We start from the raw sequence: 20707 nt of genomic DNA, 5'->3' as shown, positions 1-20707 counted from the left end.
ATAGGGTCATTAGGAGTTAAAATGCGACAGTATGTTTTTTAAATTATCAATAAATCTGCGGATTGTTTTTGATTTACTTTTGTAAAATAGACTGCTTGGCTATAGGTAAAACTCCTAAATCTTTTATTATTTCTGTATGATATCCATTTTTTATATAATGACGAAAAAGACTCCTTTAGATTAACACTTGTTTTATATTGAAAAATCTTGTCAATTTAGTAAAATTATAAAGGAATGTTTCTTTTGATATTTTTGGGAATTTTTTATATTCCCTTGCCCAATTCACCTTCTTGGGTTTCTATTGATAATGATTACTCTACCGGTGGCGGTTTTTGGGATATTGACAATAATTCTTATATTGATTTGGTAACAAGTAATGGTAATGATATGGCATTGAATAGAAACGGAGTTTATTTTAATCATAATGGCGAATTAGAAAGAATTTGTTCTTGGCGCAGTGCCGATTCTGGATATTTTGGTCATTTATATTTAGGAGATGTTAATAATGATGGTAATTTTGATCTGGCAGTAAGTTATCTTGGTTTTGGTAGTATTAGTGGCAAGATAAGAATTTATTTGAATACCGGCACAGGTCTAAATCCTTTGCCTTATTATAAATCAAGGGAGAATTTGCATTCTTTTGATTGTTGTTTAGGTGATTATGATTTGGATGGCGATTTGGATTTGGCGGTATCTTGTGGTGATGCTTATAATAATATCAAGGAACCAGCAAGGATTTTCAAGAATAATAATGGAGTTTTTGATACTTTACCAAGTTGGGTTTCTTTGGATTCTTCGCCTTCGGATGCGATAAGATTTGTTGATATTAATAATGATGGTTATTTAGATTTGGTTTCGGGTCATAGAAGAAAGATAAATATTTATATTTCTAATAACGGCAATATTCCCGAAAGACCAACAATAAGTTTTTCGGTAGTTGGTTGGGTAATAAGGATGGCGGTTGGTGATTATAATAATGATAACTATTATGATTTGGCGGTTGCTTGTAATGGACAATTGAGTGGTGACCGTTCTCGGATTCTTATCTATAAAAATAATTTCGGAAGTCTTGATACTATTCCGCAATACACTCTTTTAACCAATACGAGATATTCTTCGGTTGTTGCCTTTGGCGATTTAAATGGTGATGGTTATTTGGAACTTGCTTGTGGTGGTTGGTGGGAAAGTGCCTGTATCTTTGAGAATCATTTGGGTTCTTATTCTTTGACACCGGAATGGTCTTATAATTGGGGAAATAATTTGGTTTGCGAGAATATTATGTTTGGCTGTATAAGAAACGACCATTTGGTTGATACTAATGAGATAATAATTGGCGATGGTCAGAGAAGATTGTTTAATATTAAAAAGATACCTATTCAAAAATTAAATTCTGTTTATATCAATGGTCGGCAATTAAATTGGCAAGAATTTTCTTTTGATTATTTAACCGGTTATTTTAGTTTTTCTTTTACACCACAAATTGGTGAGACGATTATTATTAATTATACCTATTCGCCTTTTTCTGATTTGGGAATAACCAATTGGGATAGGAGTAATGGTAATCTTTTATTTTTGAACACTACTGGTAGCGGAATTGTTTTAGAAGATAATAACTTAAATAAAAGGTGGTTAAGGGTAAGGGGCTCTTATAATATCTTTGGTCAGAAAATAAATTTAATAGAAAAGAAGGGAGTTTATTTTGTTGATAATAAAAAGATTGTGAAAATCAAATGAGGATAAAAGATATTTTCTTTTTTGATAAGGTTATAAGCACCCAGATTTTAGCAAGGGAATTTATTTCTTACAAAAGGGATTTAATGATTGTTGCTAATGAACAAGAAGGTGGTTATGGTCGTTATCAACGTCCTTGGTATTCACCAGTTGGTGGTTTATACTTCTCTTTGTTATTAAATTTAGAAGATAAAGAAATATTCTCTCTTTTTGATATTCTTTTTCATATATTAAGAAGTATTGTTCTTGCTTGTGAAGAGACCTTTGATTTAAAAAGAAAATTACAGATTAAATGGCCTAATGATATCTATTATGAAGATAGAAAATTATCGGGGATATTGGCGGAGAAATATAATCTTTCTTTGATTTGTGGCTGTGGAATGAATCTCAATAATGATAAGTTTCCCAAAGAGATTTCTAATGCGATTTCTTTAAAAGAGATTTTAAAAAGAGAGATTTCTTCCTTTGAGAAATTTATTTTTATGGAAAATATTCTAAAAAACCTAAATTACAAAAAGGTTAATAAAAGGGAATTATTAAATTTTTTAAAAGAGAGAAATTATTTGAAGGATAAGAAAATAAAAATTTTGCTTCCTTCCAAAGAAGAGATAATTGGTGTTTGTGAAGATATTGATGACGATTATTCATTAATTTTAGAAAAGGGTATAAAGATTTTAAGTGGTGAAGTGGAAAAGATTTTTCTATGAATTCTCTTGTTTGTGATATTGGCAATAGTTTTACCAAGTTTGGTTTTTTTAAAGATGATAATTTGATAATGGTAATGGGTATTGAGACAAAAAAATTAAAAAAAGATAAAAGATATTTTTTCTTTTTGGATAAGACGAAAGAGATTATTATCTCTTCAGTAGTTCCTAAGGCGAAAGAGGTTTTGATAAAAGAGATTAAAAACTTTAACAAAAAGATAAATATCTATTCTTTGTCCGAATTAAAAATCGATTTAGATTATTCATTATATGAGAAAAGTAAATTGGGTGAGGATCGAATTGCCAGTTGTTATTATGTTTATAAATTCTATAAGAAAAATGGGATTGTTTGTGATTTGGGAAGTGCGACAACCTTTTCTTGTGTTAAAAAAGATGGAGTTTTTATTGGTGGCTTGATTTTGCCAGGAATATTAACTTCTTATTCTTTTCTTGCCCAAATTAAAAAGATTGCTAAAAATGAGATTGTTTTTAATAGAAAGATTGAGCCAAAAGGTCTTTCACCAAAAATGGCAGTTTTAGAAGGGATTAAGTTCTTTGTCTTAGAAGGTTTATCTTTTCTAATAAAGAAATATAAAAATTTGGTTGGTAAAAATTTTAAAGTTTTCTTAACTGGTGGTTTATCTTTTATTTTTCATCGTTATCTTAAAGGAGTTGATTATTTTGAGCCTTATCTCTCTTTAAAAGGGTTAAACCTTATTTTAAAGGAGGTTTTATGGGATTAGTTGGTGTTTTTTTAGATGTCCAAAATATCCAAGAAACCTTTGAAAGACAGGGAAAAGAAGTAAGGTATGATGTTTTGAAAAGAAACATAATTATTTTGGGAAAAAGAGAGGAAGAGGAATACAAATTTATTGCCTTTGTCCCTTATAAAAGGGATGATGAAAGAAGACAGCGGTTGATTGATGCCCTTTCTTTTCAAGGTTATCGGGTAGTAGCAAAACAGACAAGAGAAAGGCTTGATGGTAGTATCAAAGCAAATATGGATATTGAAATCACTTTAGAAGTTTTATCAATGGTTAATTATCTTGATGAGATAATTTTGGTAACTGGTGATGGTGATTTTGTTCCTTTGGTTGATTATGTTTCTAAATTGGGAAAGAGGGTAATAATAATCGGTTTGGGAAGGGGTTATACTTCGGTAGAATTGATTCGGGCTTGTGATGAGTATTACAATATGGATGAAATGGAAGGAGTCATCAAAGAAGTTTATCCATCTTTTACTAAAGAAGAATGATTTTGGCATTAGAAACAAGTTCGCCTAATTGTGAAATCTCTTTTTTAAAAGATAACAAAGAAATTTTTTCTATCTTTGCTGATACCCAATCGAAACACGAAAAAAATCTCATTTCTCTTATTAATTTTTCTCTTAAATATCTAAATATCTCCTTAAAAGATATTGAATTGATTGGAGTAAGTATCGGACCGGGAAATTTTACTGCTTTAAGGGTTGGTTTAGCTACTTCTTTTGGGCTTTCTTATCCTCACAATATTCCCATAAAAGGGATAAATACCTTGGATGCGTTGTATCATACCTGTTTATACTATTTTGAGAAAATGAAAAAGGAAAAGATTCTTTGTGTGATTGATGCCAAAAGAGAAAGTCTTTATACCGCAGTTTATCAAGAGGAGAAATTGATTTTTAATTATCAATTAGTACCAATAAAGGAGTTTCCTAATCTTTTTCCTTATAAAGAGATTTCCTTTGTCTGTGGTAGCGGTATTCTTTTTTATAAAGAATTGTTTAGAGAATATAAAAAGATTAATATCTATTATCCTGAAGCAAAAATTATTGGTTTGCTTGCTGTTAAAGCCAAAGAAGAAAATAATTTAGATGATCCCTTCTCTCTTTCTCCCTTTTATCTAAAAGAACCGGATATTAGAAAATGAGGATTGTTTATCTATCAGCATCAATCTGCGGTTATGAATGGTTAAAAGAGATTCTTTTAAATAAGGAATGTCAAGTAGTAGCAATTATTACTTTAAATAAATCTGCTAAAACAAAAATGTATGATGGGATAGAAAATGAAAAATGGCAAGAATTTTCTTTACCGGTTTACGAAATTTTTGATATTAATAAAGAAATTCCACTTTTGAAAACTCTAAAAGGAGATTGTTTAATTGTTGGTGGTTGGCGACAGATTATTGGCAGGGAAGTTCTTTCTTTGTTTAAAAAAGGGGTTATTGGCTTCCATCCAACTTTATTACCAAAAGGAAGGGGTCCAAGCCCAATAATCAATTCCATAATGGCAGGAATAAGAGAGAGCGGTTTAACAATGTTTTATTATACCGAAAAACTTGATGCCGGTCCAATTATTGGTCAAAAAGAATTTATTATTGAGGATGATGATTATGCCTGGGATGTTTACAAAAAAGAGATTGAAAAAGGGAAAGAATTAATAAGGGAATACCTACCTTTAATAATTAAGGATAAAGTAAAACCACGTTTACAAGATGAAAGACTTGCTACCTATTTTCCGAAACTTGATAAAAAGGTCTTTAATGAGATAAATTTAAAAGATGGTTTAATTTATAACTATCGGAAAATTCGGGCATTATCCAAATACGGGAAAAAGGAGTTAGGACTTTTATCTTACGAAGGTGCCTATTTCTATTACAATAATAAAAAGATAATTGTCTGGAAAGCCTTGCCAAAAGAGAAAAATTTTGATGGCTTAAAATTAGATTTCCAAGAAGGTTCATTATTTTTAGAAAAGATTGAGATTGATAAAAAAGAGTATGAGGGCTTTCAAAAAAAGTTTAACGAGATTATTTAATAATATAAATAAAGAATACTTTTATAAAAAACCTTATTATCGTTTAAAGGATATTTATCAAGAATTAAAAAGAGAAAAAAATCTTTTTATCCTTTTTGATGAGAAAGGAGATATTTTGGGAATAGGGAAGGTTAAAAAATTGGATTGGGATAAAAAGGTTTTTGGTTTTGCTTGTGGTCGAATTGAATATCTAATTTTTAGAAAAGATACCGATAACCTCTTAAAAGAATTTTTTATTAAAGAAATTTTAGAGGTAAATAAGAATAAAAAATTTTTAGATATTAGTATTGATGAAAAAGATAAAAATTTAAGAAAGATTTTGATAAAATTAGGTTTTAGAGAGATGGTGAAATATGTCACCTATTTTGTTAGGTTACCAATAAGATTTGATAATTCTTTATTAGAAATTAAGCCGGCAAAAAAAAGGGACTTAAAGGAATTGGAAAGAATAAGCGCCAACTCTTTTTTATATACCCGCTTTTATCAAGATAAAAATTTTAAAAGGGAATTGGTAAAAAAATTTTATCAAAAATGGGTTAGAAGTTCTTTTCATAATAAAAATCATCAAATTTTTGTTTCTAAGATAAATAATAAACCTGTTGGTTTTATTGATTGTCAGATATTGAAATTAAATAAAAGAAGAGTTGGGATTATTGATTTAATTGCGGTAAAAAAAGAATATCAAGGAAAAGGGATTGGTAAGAGTTTGGTGAAAAAAGGATTGGAATACTTCCAAAAGAAAAAAATAAAAGAAGTATATGTTGAAACCGAGAAAGAAAATTTATCTGCCTTACGGTTATATAAAAGTTTAGGAATGAAAATAATTGGCAAAAGAATTACTTTTCATTTTTGGTATGGAAAGAGATAGAGTATTAATAATTGTTGCCCATCCGGATGACGAAGTTTTGGGAATGGGCGGAACGATTGCTAAATATTCTTCTTTAAAAGATTTTTATCTTTTAATTCTTACTGATGGTGTATCTGCGCGTAATAAAAGGTTAATAAAAAGACAAGAGAAGAACGCTCAAAAAGCCGGTTCTTTTTTAGGGATTAAAGAGATTTATTTTGCCCGATTTTTCGATGAGCAATTAGATAGTTATCCCTTATTAAAAATTATTAAAAAGATTGAAGAAGTGATAAAAAAAGTAAAACCAAAAGAAGTTTATACCCATTTTCCCTATGATGTCAACCAAGACCACCAAATAACTAATAAGGCAGTTTTGATTGCCTGTCGTCCTTTATTTAATTCCTCAATTAAAAAAATTTTTACCTTTGAAATTCCTGGTTCTACTGAATGGAATTTTCCAAATAATTTTTCTCCTAATTATTATGAAGTTTTAACAGAAAATGAGATTAATAAAAAAATTTCTGCTTTTAAATTTTATGAAAAGGAAGTAAAAAAATTTTTTCACCCCCGAAGTGAAGAAGGAATATTAAATAAAGCCAAAATGCGTGGTTTGGAAATAGGTTTCTCCTATGCCGAAGCCTTTTATTTAATTAGAGAGATAGTTAGTTAATATCTTTGAATTTTTCATAAATTTTGTTATAATAAAAGATTATTAAAATTTATTAATAAAGGAGGATATATGGCAGAAAAGATTACTTTGTCAGTAATTAAGGCTGATATTGGTGGCTATGTTGGTCATTCTTCTAGCCATCCGCAAATTTTAGATAAAGCAAAAGATTTACTTGCGGAAGCAAAGGCAAAAGGAATAATTATTGATTTTTATGTAACCAATTGCGGCGACGATTTAGAACTGATAATGACCCATAACAAAGGGGTTGACAGCGAGGAGATTCACAAATTAGCCTGGGATACTTTTGTTGCCTGTACCGAATTAGCAAAAGAATTAAAACTTTATGGTGCTGGTCAAGATTTACTTAGCGATGCCTTTTCAGGAAATGTGAAAGGTATGGGTCCAGGAGTTGCTGAAATGGAATTTGTGGAAAGGAAATCTGAGCCGGTAGTGATATTTATGGGAGATAAGTGTGCGCCCGGTGCTTGGAATTTTCCCCTTTTCAAAATTTTTGCTGACCCTTTTAACACCATTGGTTTAATTATTGACCCAACAATGCATGATGGATTTAAATTTGAGGTTCACGACATTAAAAAAGATGAAAATTTCTTCCTTTCCTGTCCGGAGGAGATGTATGATTTATTAGTTTTAATTGGTTCTTGTGAGAATTATATAATTAAGGCGGTTTATAAAAAAGATGGTGAGATTGCTGCGGTATCTTCTACTCAAAAATTGGCATTAATTGCTGGTCGTTATGTTGGCAAAGATGATCCGGTTTTAATTGTTCGTGCCCAAGCCGGATTACCGGCTGTTGGTGAAATTCTTGAGCCTTTTGCTTTTCCCCATTTAGTTTCTGGTTGGATGCGGGGTTCCCATTATGGTCCATTAATGCCGGTTTCACAAAGAGAAGCCAATCCTTCAAGGTTTGATGGTCCCCCAAGAGTGATTGCTTTAGGTTTTCAAATTGCTCAAGGAATGTTAATTGGTCCGCGAGATTTATTTGATGACCCCGCTTTTGATTATGCAAGAAAAGAAGCAAATCGGATAGCTAATTTTATGCGTGCCCATGGACCTTTTGAACCTCATCGTTTACCATTAGAAGAAATGGAATACACTACTTTGCCGGAAGTTTTAAAGAAAATTTCGGAGAAGAGAAAATAAATTAAAATACTGTTGTTACTCTTAAAACTTCTTCGATTGTGGTAATACCTTTTTTTACCTTTTCAAAACCATCGTCCCGCATTGTCTTCATACCTTTCGCAACAGCCACTTGTTGGATTTCATTTGCGCTTTTATTTTTTAAGATCATTTCTCGGATCGTATCGTCAACAATTAAAAGTTCAAAAATGCCCGTTCTTCCACGATAACCAGTATTAGTACACTCCTCACAGCCCTTTCCACGAAAGAGATGCATTTTCTCTTCCAATCCTAAATACTTTAATACTTCTGGTTTAGGTTGATAACTTTCTTTGCAGGTTGGACAAATTTTTCTTACTAATCTTTGTGCTAAAACGCCAATTAAGGAAGAGGCAATTAAATAAGGCTCGACTCCAATATCTACCAGACGAGTAACTGCGGTAGCAGCATTATTGGTATGAAGGGTAGAAAAAACCAAATGACCCGTTAAAGCTGCTTGAACAGCGATTTCGGCAGTTTCTAAATCTCTGATTTCGCCAACCATTATTACATCTGGGTCTTGTCTTAATATCGCTCTTAAACCAGTAGCGAAAGTTAAACCTTGTTTCGGATTAATTTGAACTTGTCTAATTAATGGCAAAGTATACTCTACTGGGTCTTCCAAAGTGATAATATTTTTTTCTTCACTTCTAATTGCTTCTAAAGCAGAATAAAGAGTGGTTGTTTTTCCGCTTCCCGTTGGGCCAGTAACGAGAATTATTCCGTAAGGTTTTTTGATTAAAGCATTAAATTTTATAAGATTTTCAGGCGAAAATCCTAATTCGCTAAGTCCGATGACCACTGAAGATCGATCAAGCAATCGCAATACCGCACATTCACCCCAAAAAGTAGGGAAGGTAGATACGCGGAAATCAACTTTTTTTCCATCCACATTCATTTGAAATTGACCATCTTGCGGTCTTAATTTATCAGCAATATTTAAACGGGCAAGGATTTTTATTCGGGAAATTACTGCGGCGTGCATATTTTTGGCTACTTCAGTAAAGGTATGCAAAACACCATCAATTCTTAACCTCACTCTTAAAATATTCTCCTCCGGTTCAATATGAATATCCGAAGCCCGACTTTTCACTGCGTAAGAGATTATTGTATTTACGAACTTAACGACCGGCTCTTGTGAGGCTTCTTCTTCTAATTTTTTAAGTTCGTCGGTAATTTCAACCGTTGCCTCTTTTTCTTCTTCCCCAATGATTTGAGTTATTTCTTCAATGGAAGATTGTTCAACCGATTTGTAGTATCTATTAATAGCATTTTTAATATCTTCCTCACTTACTAAAACCGGCGTAATTTCTAAACCCGTTTTGAGTCGTAAATCATCAATTACATCAATATCCGTTGGGTTAGCCATTGCCAAAGTTAAGGTATCACCAATTTTAAACAAAGGAAAAACTTTTAAAGTTCGACAAGCCTCCTCCGGTATTAAAGATAAGATTTCTTTATCAATAGTATAACCGGTTATGTCCAAATAAGGTACCCCTAATCGACGAGAAAGGGCTAAATAAAAATCTTCTTTATTTACTATTCCTCGATTAATTAACAAATTTTCTAAAGAAATATTGCTATGTTCTGCCTCTTCTTCAAATTTTTTAATTTCTTTCTGAGAAAAACCAAATTCTTGAAGAATTTGGTTAATTATTTTTTTATCCATTTTTATTCTTTTCCTTTATTATTTTTTAATAATTCTTCAATTTTACTTAAAAGAACCTGACTTTCAAAAGGTTTAGTTAAAAAAGCGTCGGCTCCTAATTGCATTGCCAGTTCGTAATCTTTCTGTTGAATCCGTGCGGTGAGAATAATAATTGGGATATGGGTATATCTTCGGTCTTTTTTTAATATGCTGCATACTTGATAACCGTCGATACCGGGAAGCATCAAGTCTAAAATAATCAAATCCGGATTTTCTCTCCTTGCTTTATTTAATCCCTCTATTCCATTTTCTGCTGAAATTGTTAAATAACCAGCGTCGTTTAATCTTTTCTCTAAGATGAAACGGATAGCCTCTTCGTCTTCAATTATTAAAATCTTTTTCATATTTTTCTTTAATAGAAATATCTTTAAAGGTGTTTTTTAAAATCCTTTTTATTTCTTTAAATTTCTTTTTTAATTCTTCTTCCCGACCAATAGCCATTGCGATTAAGACGTTTCCAATTTTTCTGACAGTCGCTGAAATACCCAAAGAATCGTGACAAAAATTGGAAAAAATTTTTAAATCTTTTTCTTCAAATTTACCCACCATTTTTTTTACTTGAAGAATTCCCAAGGAAAAGTTTAATTCCTTTGCTTTTTTAAGTTCCTTTTCTTTATAATAATTATATTCCTTTTCTTCGCTATAACAAGGAATACTGAAATAGAAAGTGGTTCCTTTATGTTCTTCGCTTTCAAACCAAATTTTCCCATCGCTTTTTTCTACCAATTCTTTACATAAAGCAAGTCCTAAGCCAGTTCCCGTTACTGGCGAATATCCAGGATGAGAGATTTGGGCAAATTTTTGAAATACTTTATATTGTTCTTCCTTAGGAATGCCAATTCCGTTATCTTTTACTGAAATTATTATTTTATCCTCTTCGGGATGCTTTAAAGCGCGAATTACAATTTTACCATTTTCCTTGCTATATTTTACCGCATTGGATAGAAGATTCACAATTATTCGATAAAAGGCTTTTTCATCAATAAAGGCCAAGGGTAGATTTTCCTCTAATTCCTTTATTAAACTAATTCCTTTTTCTTTAACGATTACATTGATATTTTCTGATAATTCTTCAAGTGTTTTTCTTACGTCTACCGGTTGGGGCAATAACTCTTGCTGACCAGTTTCGATTTTGGTAAGATCCAGTAAGTCATTAATAAGTTCAAATAATTTTTGGGCATTATTTTTAATGAGTTTCGCAATCTTTTGAAGTTTTTCATCAGAGATATTTTCATAAACCAGATTACTTCCTTCCAAAATAGCTGTTAAGGGGGTACGCATTTCATGAGAAAGAATTTGGATAAATTCTGTTTTAGTGTTAGAAAGTTTAGTCAATTCTTCGTTGGCTTTTGCTAATCGTTCAGCAGTTTTTATAAGTTCGGTCTGAGAGGCTTGTAATTGTTGAGTGAGTATCATAAGTTCCTGGTTTTTCTTTCTTAAATTCTCTTCAATTGTTTTTAAAATAGTTATATCGCGCGCAATATGAACACACCCTAAAACATCTCCTTTTTCATCAAAAATTGGTGATACTGAAACCAAGAAAATTTTTTCATTAATTTCAATTTCCTCAGTAAAAGACATTTTTGTTCGCAAGGTTTTAACAAATGGACAATGAGAAATCGGTTCTTTTGTCGAATGGAAAATTTCGAAACACTTTTTACCAATCAGATTTTTTTTATCAAAATATTGAAAAACTTTTTTATTGGCCTTTGTTATGTTAAAATCTTTATCGATAATAACAATTAAATCATTTATCGCATCAAAAGTTCTTTCCCATTCTTGTTGGGTTGAATAGAGTTTTTTTGCCTTTTCAATTTCTTCCGTGCGGTCAACAAAGAATAGTAGGAACTGATTAGATTTCAAAGGCAAACAATTTTCTTCCCAATATTTTTGGTCAATTATTTTTAAACTTTTCACAAGACTGCCAGAAATCTTAGCTTGGAATAAGGGACAAAATTCACCTAGTAAAGAGCAAGGATAGGGGTTATTTTTAATTTCTTGATAGCAATGGCTATTGTTTCCGAAAATCTGAAAATTTTCGTTTATTAGATAGACTTTTAAAGGAAGATGCGAAAAAATAATTCGCAGGTTTTCAATTATGCTTTCTCGGTCAGTAATATCTACTAAAAGAAGAACGGTTTTTTCTTTATCAATTGGTATCCTTATTGGGCGAAAATATTGTTCGCCAATTTTTATATCTTTATCAAGAGTTTTATCAAAATTTATTTTCTCTAAGGGGAATAGACTGTTCCAATAGATAATTTTTTCAGAAGTAAGAATTGCCGAGGGGATATTTAATCTTTTCAAAATTTCATAGAAAATTTCTAAAATTCCTTCTTTTTTTTGCTTTTCTTTTAAAAGTTGAGATAAAAGAATAAAAAGCCGATCCGGATTAATAGGTTTTTCTAAATAAGCATCGGCTTTTAAGGAGATAGCCTTTTTGGCGGTCGTTAAGGAAGAAAAACCAGTAAGAACAATTGTTAAAGGAGGCGGTTTTATCCGATTTTTTATTTCTTCGATTAATTCTAAACCTGTTTTATCAGGTAAATTGATATCAATAAGAAAGACATCATAATTTTCTTGGAGTTTTTCCAAAGTTTCTTTAGCGGTAGAGGTGGTATCTACTAAATATCCCCGAGAGATGAGAATTTCTTTTAACGATTGAGAAAAAAGCAGGTCGTCGTCGACAATCAGGATTTTGGGAATGTTTTCTTTAATCTTAGTGAACATTTTATCCTTTCTTTTGATATTTATAATGATAGTAGTAATAATTATGATATTTTTTCAAGGGTTGATAGAAATTTAAAACACAGCCGATGATTTTCTTTTCACCATTATTTAACATTTTTATCGTTTCTTCTAACATTGGTAATTCAGTTTTCATAAAACCACATACTAGTAAAATTCCATCAACCTTTTTAGCTAATATCGAAACGTCAGCAGCAATTAAGGCTGGTGGAGCATCAATAATTATTACCCCATATTCTTCTTTTAATTTTTTTAGCCATTCGTCTACATTCTTTTTTTCTAGTAAATCAGCTGGTGAAGGAACTAAAGAGCCCGCTGGGATAATATAGAGATTTTCAAAAGCGCTCTTTTTGATATTACCATTTACATTATTTAAAATCAAATCAGTAAAACCAGGTTTTCTTTCTACGGAGAAAATTGAATGGATGGTTGGTTTTCTTAAATCTAAATCAATCAGCAAAGTTTTTAAACCTGTTTGGGCAAAAACATAGCTAAGGTTAGCAGCAATGGTGGATTTTCCTTCGTTTTGAGATGGTGAAGTAATGAGGATTATCTTTTTGTTTTCTTCCAAAAATAACCAAGATAAAGAAGTTTTTAATAAACGATAACTTTCAGCACAAGTGGTCTTTTCGTCAGAAAAAGGAATGATATACCTTTTTGTCCCCTTTTTTCTTTCGTTGCCATTTAAATTAGGGATAGTAGTTAAAACACTAATATTCATTTTTTCAATATCTGAAATCGATTTTATAGTATTATTAAGATAATCCATTAAAAAGGCAGCCGAAAAGGAAAAGAAGATTCCTAAGAAAAGTGCTGAAATTAGATTAAAAGAAAGGGAAGGTTTAATTTTTTTTGCTGGTGTGAAAGTTTCAACTAAGGTGATTCCAGAAATTCGGCCGGCTTCATTAATTTTTGCTTCTTCGTTTTTTTCTCTTAAAAGAGAATAAATTTTTTGTAATACTTCAATATCTCGCATTAATTTTAAATAAGTTTTTTCCTTTTCCGGAAGTAAAGATAACTCTTTTTCATATTGAGAGAGTAGTTGAGAAAGTTTGTTTAATTTTGCCTGTAAAGCAAGAATTTCAATTTCTTTAAAAATTATTGTACCCTCTAAATTTCTTAAGAAATCTAGAGGATCAAGGAAAGTAGCGGCATTGGTTTTGAATAATTTCTCTTTTATTTCCTTTTGTTTTTCTTCAATTTTTCTAATTTTTTCATTATTGGGTGGATATCCGGAAAGGAGCAAATAAGTTTTTTCAATTTCTAGGTTCTGATAAGTTTTTTGCATTTCCGAAAGAAGGGCGGAGTTTTCTTTCACAACTTCATAGTTAAGCTGTTTTTTATTCTCTTCAAAAGTTTTTCTAAGATTTTCTAGTTCCTCTTTTTTTTCATTGTATAAGGTGTAAGTTTCGTCGTAAAGTTTTCTAATATTAATAATATTTTGAAAGAGTTCTTTTATTCCTTCGTCCAAATTAGTAATTCGGTTTTTCTTCTTAAAATCAGTGAATTCATTTTCTTTTGTTTGTAATTCCTTTTCAATTTCTTTTAAGCTTTTAAAAGTAAACTCTTTTATTTTGCTGACATCCTCTTTCGTAATTTTGGCAATGAAATTTTCAAAGGTTTTAGAGTAAGTTTGACAAAGGATTTCGGCAATTTCCTTTTTTTCACTTCGGGCTTTAAGAGTTAAAATATCTGTTTCTTTGATAATTTTTACAGAAATGCTTTTTTGGATATCTTCAACTGATTTAAAATAATTCTTCGCCGGGGTATTTTGAAGTTCTTTTAGTACCAATTCTATCAAAGCATGGGATTTTAAAATTTCCGAGTAGTTATAAAGTAAACTTTTCTGTTTGGCAAAAGATAAAGGATTTGAAAAGAAGATTTCATTTTTGAATTTGTCGCCTTCTACTAAAATAGTGGCCTTACTTTCGTACTCCGGTTTAGTAAGAAAAGTATAAAGCAAAGAAATTGTTATTGAAATAATAAGAATCGTAAGAATTAGATTTTTTCTTTCTTTAATAGTTAATAAAAATTTTTCCAAGTTATATTCTCTCATTTTTACCTCCGAGTCATATAAGTTAAATAAAGATTTAAAAATACTGCGAAAGTAGTAATGAAGGGAAGTGTTTCTTTAATTATCGCAAATTTTGAGCGGGGAATGATTATTATATCACCATTATCGAGAAGAAATATTTCGCCTTTTTTAATCGCTTTATTTAAGTTAAGGATTATCCTCTTTTTTTCTTTAGAAATAATAAGAGTAACTTTAGATAAATCAGCATTTGGGGTAGGTCCGCCAGCTTTAGAAATTAATTCTAAAACATCGCCGGTATAAGAAATATTATAAGATCCTGGATTTTTCACCTCTCCCCAAATATGGGCTTTAACTATTGCTTCTTCTTTTGGTGTTTGGGCAATTAAAAATCCAAAAATTGATAATGTTAAAATGCCTAAAAAGATTATCCATTTCATAAAACCTCCTCTTTTATTAAAGAAAGCCAATAACTTTCCTTTTTTGTATTTTTAACTCTTTCATAATTAGAAGCATAAATAAAAAATTGGGGATTGAGATAGTAATTTCCATTTTTTTGAATTTTTTCTGCTAATTCCCATACACCATCAATTACCCTTTTTTGGCAGCGAAAAGAAAGGGTATTTTTAATCTTTTCAAAGGAAACTCGGTAGTTTCTTTTGTCAGAGGCTTCAGGATAGATTATTAATTCTGCATCGGGGCACACTTCTTTTATGATTTTTCCAATTTCTTTCAATTGATAATTTTCGTTAGTATCACCCAAATTAAATATTTCACCACTAACCAATTCTTCCTTAGCGAAGAGAGTCTTTATTATTCCTTCGCATAGATCGTCAATATGAATAAACGGTCGCCACTGTTCGCCGCCATAAATAGGAATTTTTCTTTCTTTTATTGCCTTTAATGTTAAGAGATTTATTACTAAGTCATATCTCTCACGATAAGAAGGACCGTAACAAGTAGCAAAACGGAGAACGGTTGTGATTAAATCCTTTCCTTCTGATAAAAGAACCCTTTCGGAATCCAATTTAGTTTTAGCATAAAGGGAGATAGGATTGGTTTCACTTTCTTCGGTAAGAAGGTTATTATCAGAAGCACCATAGACAGAACAGGTGGAAGCAAAAATTAATCTTTGGCAGTTTTTGCTTTTAGCTACCTGAACAATAAATTTAGTGGCTAAAAGATTAGTTTCGATGGTTAATTTATCAGACACTGTACATGCTGGATCGCCAACAATTGCTCCTAAATGAATAAGAGCATCACAATCTTCCAAAGCTTCCGTTAAAACATTAATATGACGAAAATCTCCTTCGTAAACTTCAAAAGATTTGTTGTGATAAAGTTCTTTAATACTTTCCTTTCCGTAAAGAAAGTTATCAAGAATTCTTACTCGGTAACCTAATTTTAGTAGTTTTCTTATAAGAACCGAACCAATATAGCCGGCGCCACCAATTACCAAAATCCTTTCAATTGGTTTTTTAATTATTCGGGCTCTTTTCTTTTCTAAATAAACAAAATAGTTGGATAACAAAAGGAAAAGACGGACAAAAGAGAGAAGTAAAATAGATAAAAGACAACCAAAAAGAAGTGGCCGAAGTTTAAAAGAAAAAAGAGAATAACGAAAAGTTAAAGAAAAGAATATCAACAGGGAAATTAGGGAGCCAAAGATGATTAGAAGAAATTTGTATCTTCCTCGATAGGTTCGGCCATAGGTATAAAATCCTGAAAATGAAAAGACAGATAGATGAATAAGAATGAGAAAATAAAGAGAAAGAAAGTTGGGAAAAGTATGTTCGCTTAAGAAATAAACAAAGGTATAAGAAAATAGTAAAATAAGGGAATCCGCTAAAAATCGATATAAAATACTAAAATTTAACTTTTTTAACATATTGCCTCCTTTATTGAATAAATAATGTAATCTAATTCATCTTTTTTTAACTCTGGATAAAGAGGCAAAGAGAAACAAGAGGAGAATAATAAATTGGCGATAGGGAAATCTTCTTTTTTTAAAGAATAAGTCTTTTGATAATAGGGATGTAAATGAAGAGGAATAAAATGGACAGAAATTCCGATATTTTTTTCTTTTAAAAATTCTATTAATTGGTCTCTTTTTATTTTTGCTGTTGGCGAAAGTCGCGCGACATAAAGATGCCAACTTACTCTTTGGTCTTTAAGATTAATCTTTGGTAAAATTAGTTCGTTAAGATATTTAAGATTTTCTTGATAATAGTTAACAATCTCCTCTCTTTTTTTAATCAACTCCTCAATTCTTTTTAATTGACAAAGACCAATACTTGCTTGGATATCAGTCATATTACATTTAAATCCTGGATAAATAACTTCGTAATACCAGCTACCATTTTTCTGATAACGATCATAGGCATTTAAAGTGAGGCCGTGCAGGGCCATTATTCTTATTTTTTCTGCTAATTCTTTTTCTCTGGTGACTATCATTCCTCCTTCACCGGTAGTAATATTCTTTGTAGGATAAAAAGAGAATACACAAAGAAGGGAATCCTTGCCGACTTTTTTCCCTTTGTAAATTGTTCCACAAGCATGAGCCGCATCTTCAATTACGTATAGACCATATTTTTCGGCAATTTTATTTATTTCTTCCATATCACAACATTTGCCAGCAAAATGAACAGGAATAATTGCTTTTGTTTTTTTTGTAATTTTTCTCTCAATCTCTTCAGGAGTTAAAAGATATTCTTCATTTACATCACAGAAAACGGGTGTAGCACCACAATGAATAACTACGTTAGCGGTGGCGCAAAAAGTCCAAGTAGGAAGAATTACTTCATCTCCTTCTTTTATTCCCAAGGCTTTTAAAGAAAGGAAAAGACCACTAGTGGCAGAATTTACGGCGATAGCATATTGAGCACCGATATAATTTTTAAATTTTTCTTCAAATTCTTTTGTTTTTTTCCCAGTAGTAAGCCAACCGGATTTCAAAGTTTCAACAACTTCTTTTATTTCTTCTTCTGTGATGCTGGGTCGAGAAAAAGGAATAAAATTAATATTTTTCATCTTATTAAAACCTTATAAGATCCAATAATTCCAAAATTAAAGCTTGAAAAAAGACGGATTGCTGGCAAGTTTCCTAAAGGAACTTCTGTAACTACAAAATATTTTTTCTCTTTAAAAAGAAAGGAGAGGAAAGAAAATAAGAGGAAATTACCAAGTTTTTGATTGCGATATTTTTCTTCAATATAAATAGAAGAGATTCGCACAATAGGGAAACTCATTCCTAGTTTCTGAGCATTAAGAATACCAATACAATTTTTTTGTAAAAGAAGATAAAAAAAGATTGTTGAGTTAATAGTTTCAACGGAAGTTTTTAATTCTTCATAATTAACCGAAGGTTTTTCTATTTTTAAGATATCCTCTTTGCCTAAAAATAAAATAAAGGTGTTGATTAACTTGAAATTATTTCCCATAAGATATTGAATAAATTTTTCTTCATTAGAAGGAATTTTTAAAATTATTCTTTTATCCGAAGTTTCTTTTAAAATTTGTGAAAGGAGTTTGCTTTTTAAAGGAAGATTAGGAGCTAAGAGATAGGGAATGATGAGGTAGTTATCATAAAATTCGGCACAAACCAATCCAATAATTTCATCTTTTTTATCTTCATAGAGTACTTTAACAATTCCTCCTTCTTCGATTATTCGCAGGATATCTAAGTTGAAATAATAAGTATAAATATCTTCCTTCTTATTAAAATTTTTAGGAAGAATAACTAATTTTCTCATTTCTTCTTCTCCATTTAAGGTTAAAAGATAAGCACTTTTCATCACACACCTCCTGATTATAAATTCCTTCTTTTTTTAAAATTACTAAGATTGTTTTTAAAATAATTTTTAAATCTAAAAGAAAAGAAGCCTTTTTTACATAAAATTCTTCTAATTGGTTTCTCTCTTTTAAAGAAAGCCTATTTCGACCATTAATAATTGTTAAACTTACTAATCCAGGACGAGCCAAAAATTTATTTTTATTTTCATAAATTTCTAAAGGCAAAACTTCGTCCGGTCTTGGTCCGACAACGCTCATCTCTCCCTTTAAAACATTAATTATTTGAGGAAGTTCATCTAATCCGAAGATTCTTAAAATCTTTCCAAAAGGAGTAACCCGAGGGTCGTTTTTTAAATAGAGAGAAGAGCCGTCTTCTCTTTTTAAACTGGGGGCGTTTATTTTCATCGTTCTAAATTTATAAATATTAAAAATTTTGAATTCTTTCCCTCTCCTTTTTTGGGAAAAGAATATTTTTTCTCGGAAATAGAATAATTGAATAAAAGTAATAATAATAAACAATGGCAGGGAGAAAATGAGTAAAAAGCAAGCAAAAATAATATCAAAAAACCTTTTGCCCAAAGAATTAAGATAAGGAGAATAGATTTTTCTTGGTTTTAGTTCTTTTTTTATTTCTTCTTTATAAACTTTCATTGTTTCTTCTTGAAATTTTTCTTTGTTAAATTTTCTTTTAACATCTTCTTTGGCTTGAAAGGAAATTTTTTCTCTTAATTGTTGATTTTTCATTAATAAAAAAATTTTTTCTTTTAATTCTTGATAATTGTTTGGTGAAAAAAGAAAACCATTTACACCATCAGTTATTATTTCGTTATTTCCTTTAATATTAGAAGCGATAATTGGTATGCCACTCGCCATTGCTTCTAATAAAGCGATGGGCATCCCTTCCCAAAGAGAAGGCAGAACAAAACAATCACTAGCTTTAATTATTGCTATTGGATTGGAGATAAAATCTAAGAAGCCAACGTAATCATTTATTTTAAAATTATCAATCAATTTTATTAATCGCTCTTTCATCCCCATATCTTCACCAATTAATAAGAGAAAGATTTTTCTATCTATTTTTTCTTTTAATAATTCTTTAATTGCCCAAATTAAGACCTCCGGATTTTTTTGTTTTGAAAGTCGTCCAACAAAAGTAATTAAAAAGTCTTCTTCATTTAAATTAAATTTTTGACGAATAGCGAAATTTGGTAGGATATTTTTAATCCTTTGGTAATCAATCCCATTATAAATCAACACTAATTTTTTTTCATTGCCGATATTATATTTTTTTGCTAATTCCCAATCTTTTTTGTTAAGAAGAATAATTTTATTACACCAATAAGAGGCTAACCTTTCTAAGAGAGAATAAAAGAAAGTGGTTATTGGAGAGGAATATTCATGGAAAGCAAAGCCATGGGCAGTATGAATAATCAGTTTTATTCTTCTTATTTTTGCTGCTAACCGGCCAATAAAACCACCTTTAGAAGTATGGGTATGGACAATATCATAATTCTTTAAAACTTTTATTGTTCTTATTAAAGCAAGAAGATCGTAAAGAGGAGAAATTTCTCGCCGGTAAGCATTATGGGTATCAACAATCTTTACATTAGGAAAGTTTTTTCTGAAATACTCTTTAACCTTTTCATTTTCTGCCAAAATGGAAACATCATAGCCTTCTTTTAGTTGTCTTTCAATTAAATAAGTAAGATAATAAATAATCCCACCAAATTTGGAACCACCTAAAATATGGATAATTCTCTTTTTCTTCATATTTTTATTAATTCCTCATATAAATTGGTCAATTTCTTGCTAAAAGTTTTTATTGAGAAATGGTTGTTTACTTTAGAAAAAGCCCTTTCGCCAAGTTCTCTTTGTAAATTTTCGTTGAAAAGGAGATTTTTGATTGCCGCACTTAAAGAAAGCGGATTATCCTTTTCAACAAAGATTGCTTCATCTTCATTTAATACTTCTTTTATTCCCCCAGCATCCGTAGTAATAATTGGTTTTTTCAAAGAGGCTGCTTCTAAAATAGTAATTGGTAGACCTTCCCAACGAGAGGGTAAAACAAAAATCTTGCTTGCCTTTAACAAAGAAAGGGCATCGTTTCTTTTAGAGAGAAAATTAACATTAATTAAACCTTCTTTTTTACAATAATCTTTCAATATTTCCTCCTGGCTTCCGTAGCCAACTATAAAAGTCTTTGGAGTTATTTTTTCTTCTTTTAAAATCTTTAATGCTTTTAATAAAATATCTACTCCTTTCTGTTCTTCTAATCGGCCAATAAAGATAAGATCACTTTTTTCTTTGCTTTCTTTCATCTCTTTTTCCTTTAAAGAAAACCCATTTTGGATAGTAATAATCCTTTCTTTTAAAGAGGGTAAATAAGAGATTAATCTTTCTTTTACCATATTGGCACAGGCAATAATTTTATCGTATCGCCGATAGACAAATTTTTCTAAGGGATAGAGGATTTTATATTTTTGTCGGCGGTTAAAAATATTATG

At 30.5% G+C, this 20707-nt stretch carries 19 protein-coding genes; 9 read left to right on the top strand and 10 right to left on the bottom strand.

Annotated elements, in window-relative coordinates; translation table 11 throughout:
- The first annotated feature begins 234 nt into the window (after positions 1–234).
- The 9 genes from ABIK75_03035 to fbp all read left to right on the top strand — a co-directional run bounded on the left by ABIK75_03035 (position 235) and on the right by fbp (position 7908).
- Entirely contained in the window at positions 235–1734 is a 1500-nt protein-coding gene (locus tag ABIK75_03035) for a VCBS repeat-containing protein (protein MEO0090064.1), read from the top strand.
- Positions 1731–2438 (top strand): biotin--[acetyl-CoA-carboxylase] ligase, encoded by a 708-nt coding sequence (locus ABIK75_03030; GenBank protein ID MEO0090063.1) that lies wholly within the window; start codon positions 1731–1733, stop codon positions 2436–2438. Before ABIK75_03035 ends, ABIK75_03030 begins: the two co-directional genes overlap by 4 nt.
- Positions 2435–3178: a type III pantothenate kinase gene (locus ABIK75_03025; GenBank protein MEO0090062.1), complete on the top strand. Its 744-nt coding sequence runs from the start codon at positions 2435–2437 to the stop codon at positions 3176–3178. The genes ABIK75_03030 and ABIK75_03025 overlap by 4 nt, the downstream gene beginning before the upstream one ends.
- Positions 3169–3690 carry an NYN domain-containing protein gene (locus ABIK75_03020; GenBank protein ID MEO0090061.1) on the top strand — a complete coding sequence of 174 codons (522 nt, stop codon included), beginning with the start codon at positions 3169–3171 and terminating at the stop codon, positions 3688–3690. Before ABIK75_03025 ends, ABIK75_03020 begins: the two co-directional genes overlap by 10 nt.
- A complete protein-coding gene (gene tsaB / locus ABIK75_03015; protein MEO0090060.1) occupies positions 3687–4343 on the top strand; it encodes a tRNA (adenosine(37)-N6)-threonylcarbamoyltransferase complex dimerization subunit type 1 TsaB in 657 nt (218 codons plus the stop codon). Before ABIK75_03020 ends, tsaB begins: the two co-directional genes overlap by 4 nt.
- Positions 4340–5230 carry a formyltransferase family protein gene (locus tag ABIK75_03010; GenBank protein ID MEO0090059.1) on the top strand — a complete coding sequence of 297 codons (891 nt, stop codon included), beginning with the start codon at positions 4340–4342 and terminating at the stop codon, positions 5228–5230. The genes tsaB and ABIK75_03010 overlap by 4 nt, the downstream gene beginning before the upstream one ends.
- A complete protein-coding gene (locus ABIK75_03005) occupies positions 5193–6098 on the top strand; it encodes a GNAT family N-acetyltransferase (protein ID MEO0090058.1) in 906 nt (301 codons plus the stop codon). The genes ABIK75_03010 and ABIK75_03005 overlap by 38 nt, the downstream gene beginning before the upstream one ends.
- Positions 6085–6747: a PIG-L family deacetylase gene (locus tag ABIK75_03000; GenBank protein ID MEO0090057.1), complete on the top strand. Its 663-nt coding sequence runs from the start codon at positions 6085–6087 to the stop codon at positions 6745–6747. Before ABIK75_03005 ends, ABIK75_03000 begins: the two co-directional genes overlap by 14 nt.
- Positions 6748–6816: 69 nt before the next feature.
- Complete coding sequence (gene fbp, locus ABIK75_02995) at positions 6817–7908, top strand: fructose-1,6-bisphosphate aldolase/phosphatase (protein MEO0090056.1); 1092 nt, start codon at positions 6817–6819, stop codon at positions 7906–7908.
- A gap of 1 nt (position 7909) precedes the next feature.
- Here fbp and gspE read toward each other — a convergent pair whose 3' ends face one another.
- From gspE to ABIK75_02945, 10 genes are all read right to left on the bottom strand, one after another.
- Complete coding sequence (gene gspE, locus ABIK75_02990) at positions 7910–9592, bottom strand: type II secretion system ATPase GspE (GenBank protein MEO0090055.1); 1683 nt, start codon at positions 9590–9592, stop codon at positions 7910–7912.
- A gap of 2 nt (positions 9593–9594) precedes the next feature.
- Positions 9595–9975, bottom strand: coding sequence for a response regulator (locus tag ABIK75_02985; GenBank protein MEO0090054.1), 381 nt, complete (start codon positions 9973–9975; stop codon positions 9595–9597).
- Positions 9953–12361 (bottom strand): ATP-binding protein, encoded by a 2409-nt coding sequence (locus tag ABIK75_02980; GenBank protein ID MEO0090053.1) that lies wholly within the window; start codon positions 12359–12361, stop codon positions 9953–9955. Before ABIK75_02980 ends, ABIK75_02985 begins: the two co-directional genes overlap by 23 nt.
- Before the next feature lies 1 nt (position 12362).
- Positions 12363–14435, bottom strand: a complete 2073-nt coding sequence (locus ABIK75_02975; protein MEO0090052.1) for a polysaccharide biosynthesis tyrosine autokinase — start codon at positions 14433–14435, stop codon at positions 12363–12365.
- 2 nt (positions 14436–14437) lie between these two features.
- Positions 14438–14851, bottom strand: a complete 414-nt coding sequence (locus ABIK75_02970; protein ID MEO0090051.1) for an SLBB domain-containing protein — start codon at positions 14849–14851, stop codon at positions 14438–14440.
- Positions 14848–16299 (bottom strand): NAD-dependent epimerase/dehydratase family protein, encoded by a 1452-nt coding sequence (locus ABIK75_02965; protein ID MEO0090050.1) that lies wholly within the window; start codon positions 16297–16299, stop codon positions 14848–14850. Before ABIK75_02965 ends, ABIK75_02970 begins: the two co-directional genes overlap by 4 nt.
- Positions 16293–17441 (bottom strand): DegT/DnrJ/EryC1/StrS family aminotransferase, encoded by a 1149-nt coding sequence (locus tag ABIK75_02960; protein MEO0090049.1) that lies wholly within the window; start codon positions 17439–17441, stop codon positions 16293–16295. The genes ABIK75_02965 and ABIK75_02960 overlap by 7 nt, the downstream gene beginning before the upstream one ends.
- Positions 17438–18205: a GNAT family N-acetyltransferase gene (locus ABIK75_02955; protein ID MEO0090048.1), complete on the bottom strand. Its 768-nt coding sequence runs from the start codon at positions 18203–18205 to the stop codon at positions 17438–17440. The genes ABIK75_02960 and ABIK75_02955 overlap by 4 nt, the downstream gene beginning before the upstream one ends.
- Positions 18138–19973 carry a sugar transferase gene (locus ABIK75_02950; protein ID MEO0090047.1) on the bottom strand — a complete coding sequence of 612 codons (1836 nt, stop codon included), beginning with the start codon at positions 19971–19973 and terminating at the stop codon, positions 18138–18140. Before ABIK75_02950 ends, ABIK75_02955 begins: the two co-directional genes overlap by 68 nt.
- Positions 19970–20707, bottom strand: a 738-nt coding sequence (locus tag ABIK75_02945) for a glycosyltransferase family 4 protein (protein MEO0090046.1), incomplete at its 5' end; no start/stop codon positions are given. The genes ABIK75_02945 and ABIK75_02950, both read right to left, overlap by 4 nt.

The sequence above is a fragment of the candidate division WOR-3 bacterium genome, assembly GCA_039801725.1.
In the GTDB taxonomy this organism is placed as follows: domain Bacteria; phylum Hydrothermota; class Tepidihabitantia; order Tepidihabitantales; family DTDR01; genus DTDR01.
Note: the sequence above shows the minus strand (reverse complement) of the source record. Positions and strands in the feature narration are given on the sequence as shown.

Excerpts from the sequence above, each read along its gene's own strand:
- ABIK75_03010 (MEO0090059.1), top strand. The coding sequence starts at position 4,340 with ATGAGGATTGTTTATCTATCAGCATCAATCTGCGGTTATGAATGGTTA.
- fbp (MEO0090056.1), top strand. The coding sequence starts at position 6,817 with ATGGCAGAAAAGATTACTTTGTCAGTAATTAAGGCTGATATTGGTGGC.
- ABIK75_02965 (MEO0090050.1), bottom strand. The coding sequence starts at position 16,299 with ATGTTAAAAAAGTTAAATTTTAGTATTTTATATCGATTTTTAGCGGAT.
- ABIK75_03035 (MEO0090064.1), top strand. The coding sequence starts at position 235 with ATGTTTCTTTTGATATTTTTGGGAATTTTTTATATTCCCTTGCCCAAT.
- ABIK75_03020 (MEO0090061.1), top strand. The coding sequence starts at position 3,169 with ATGGGATTAGTTGGTGTTTTTTTAGATGTCCAAAATATCCAAGAAACC.
- gspE (MEO0090055.1), bottom strand. The coding sequence starts at position 9,592 with ATGGATAAAAAAATAATTAACCAAATTCTTCAAGAATTTGGTTTTTCT.
- ABIK75_02955 (MEO0090048.1), bottom strand. The coding sequence starts at position 18,205 with ATGAAAAGTGCTTATCTTTTAACCTTAAATGGAGAAGAAGAAATGAGA.
- ABIK75_02975 (MEO0090052.1), bottom strand. The coding sequence starts at position 14,435 with ATGAGAGAATATAACTTGGAAAAATTTTTATTAACTATTAAAGAAAGA.
- ABIK75_02985 (MEO0090054.1), bottom strand. The coding sequence starts at position 9,975 with ATGAAAAAGATTTTAATAATTGAAGACGAAGAGGCTATCCGTTTCATC.
- ABIK75_02950 (MEO0090047.1), bottom strand. The coding sequence starts at position 19,973 with ATGAAGAAAAAGAGAATTATCCATATTTTAGGTGGTTCCAAATTTGGT.
- ABIK75_03030 (MEO0090063.1), top strand. The coding sequence starts at position 1,731 with ATGAGGATAAAAGATATTTTCTTTTTTGATAAGGTTATAAGCACCCAG.
- tsaB (MEO0090060.1), top strand. The coding sequence starts at position 3,687 with ATGATTTTGGCATTAGAAACAAGTTCGCCTAATTGTGAAATCTCTTTT.
- ABIK75_02970 (MEO0090051.1), bottom strand. The coding sequence starts at position 14,851 with ATGAAATGGATAATCTTTTTAGGCATTTTAACATTATCAATTTTTGGA.
- ABIK75_03025 (MEO0090062.1), top strand. The coding sequence starts at position 2,435 with ATGAATTCTCTTGTTTGTGATATTGGCAATAGTTTTACCAAGTTTGGT.
- ABIK75_03005 (MEO0090058.1), top strand. The coding sequence starts at position 5,193 with ATGAGGGCTTTCAAAAAAAGTTTAACGAGATTATTTAATAATATAAAT.
- ABIK75_02980 (MEO0090053.1), bottom strand. The coding sequence starts at position 12,361 with ATGTTCACTAAGATTAAAGAAAACATTCCCAAAATCCTGATTGTCGAC.
- ABIK75_02960 (MEO0090049.1), bottom strand. The coding sequence starts at position 17,441 with ATGAAAAATATTAATTTTATTCCTTTTTCTCGACCCAGCATCACAGAA.
- ABIK75_03000 (MEO0090057.1), top strand. The coding sequence starts at position 6,085 with ATGGAAAGAGATAGAGTATTAATAATTGTTGCCCATCCGGATGACGAA.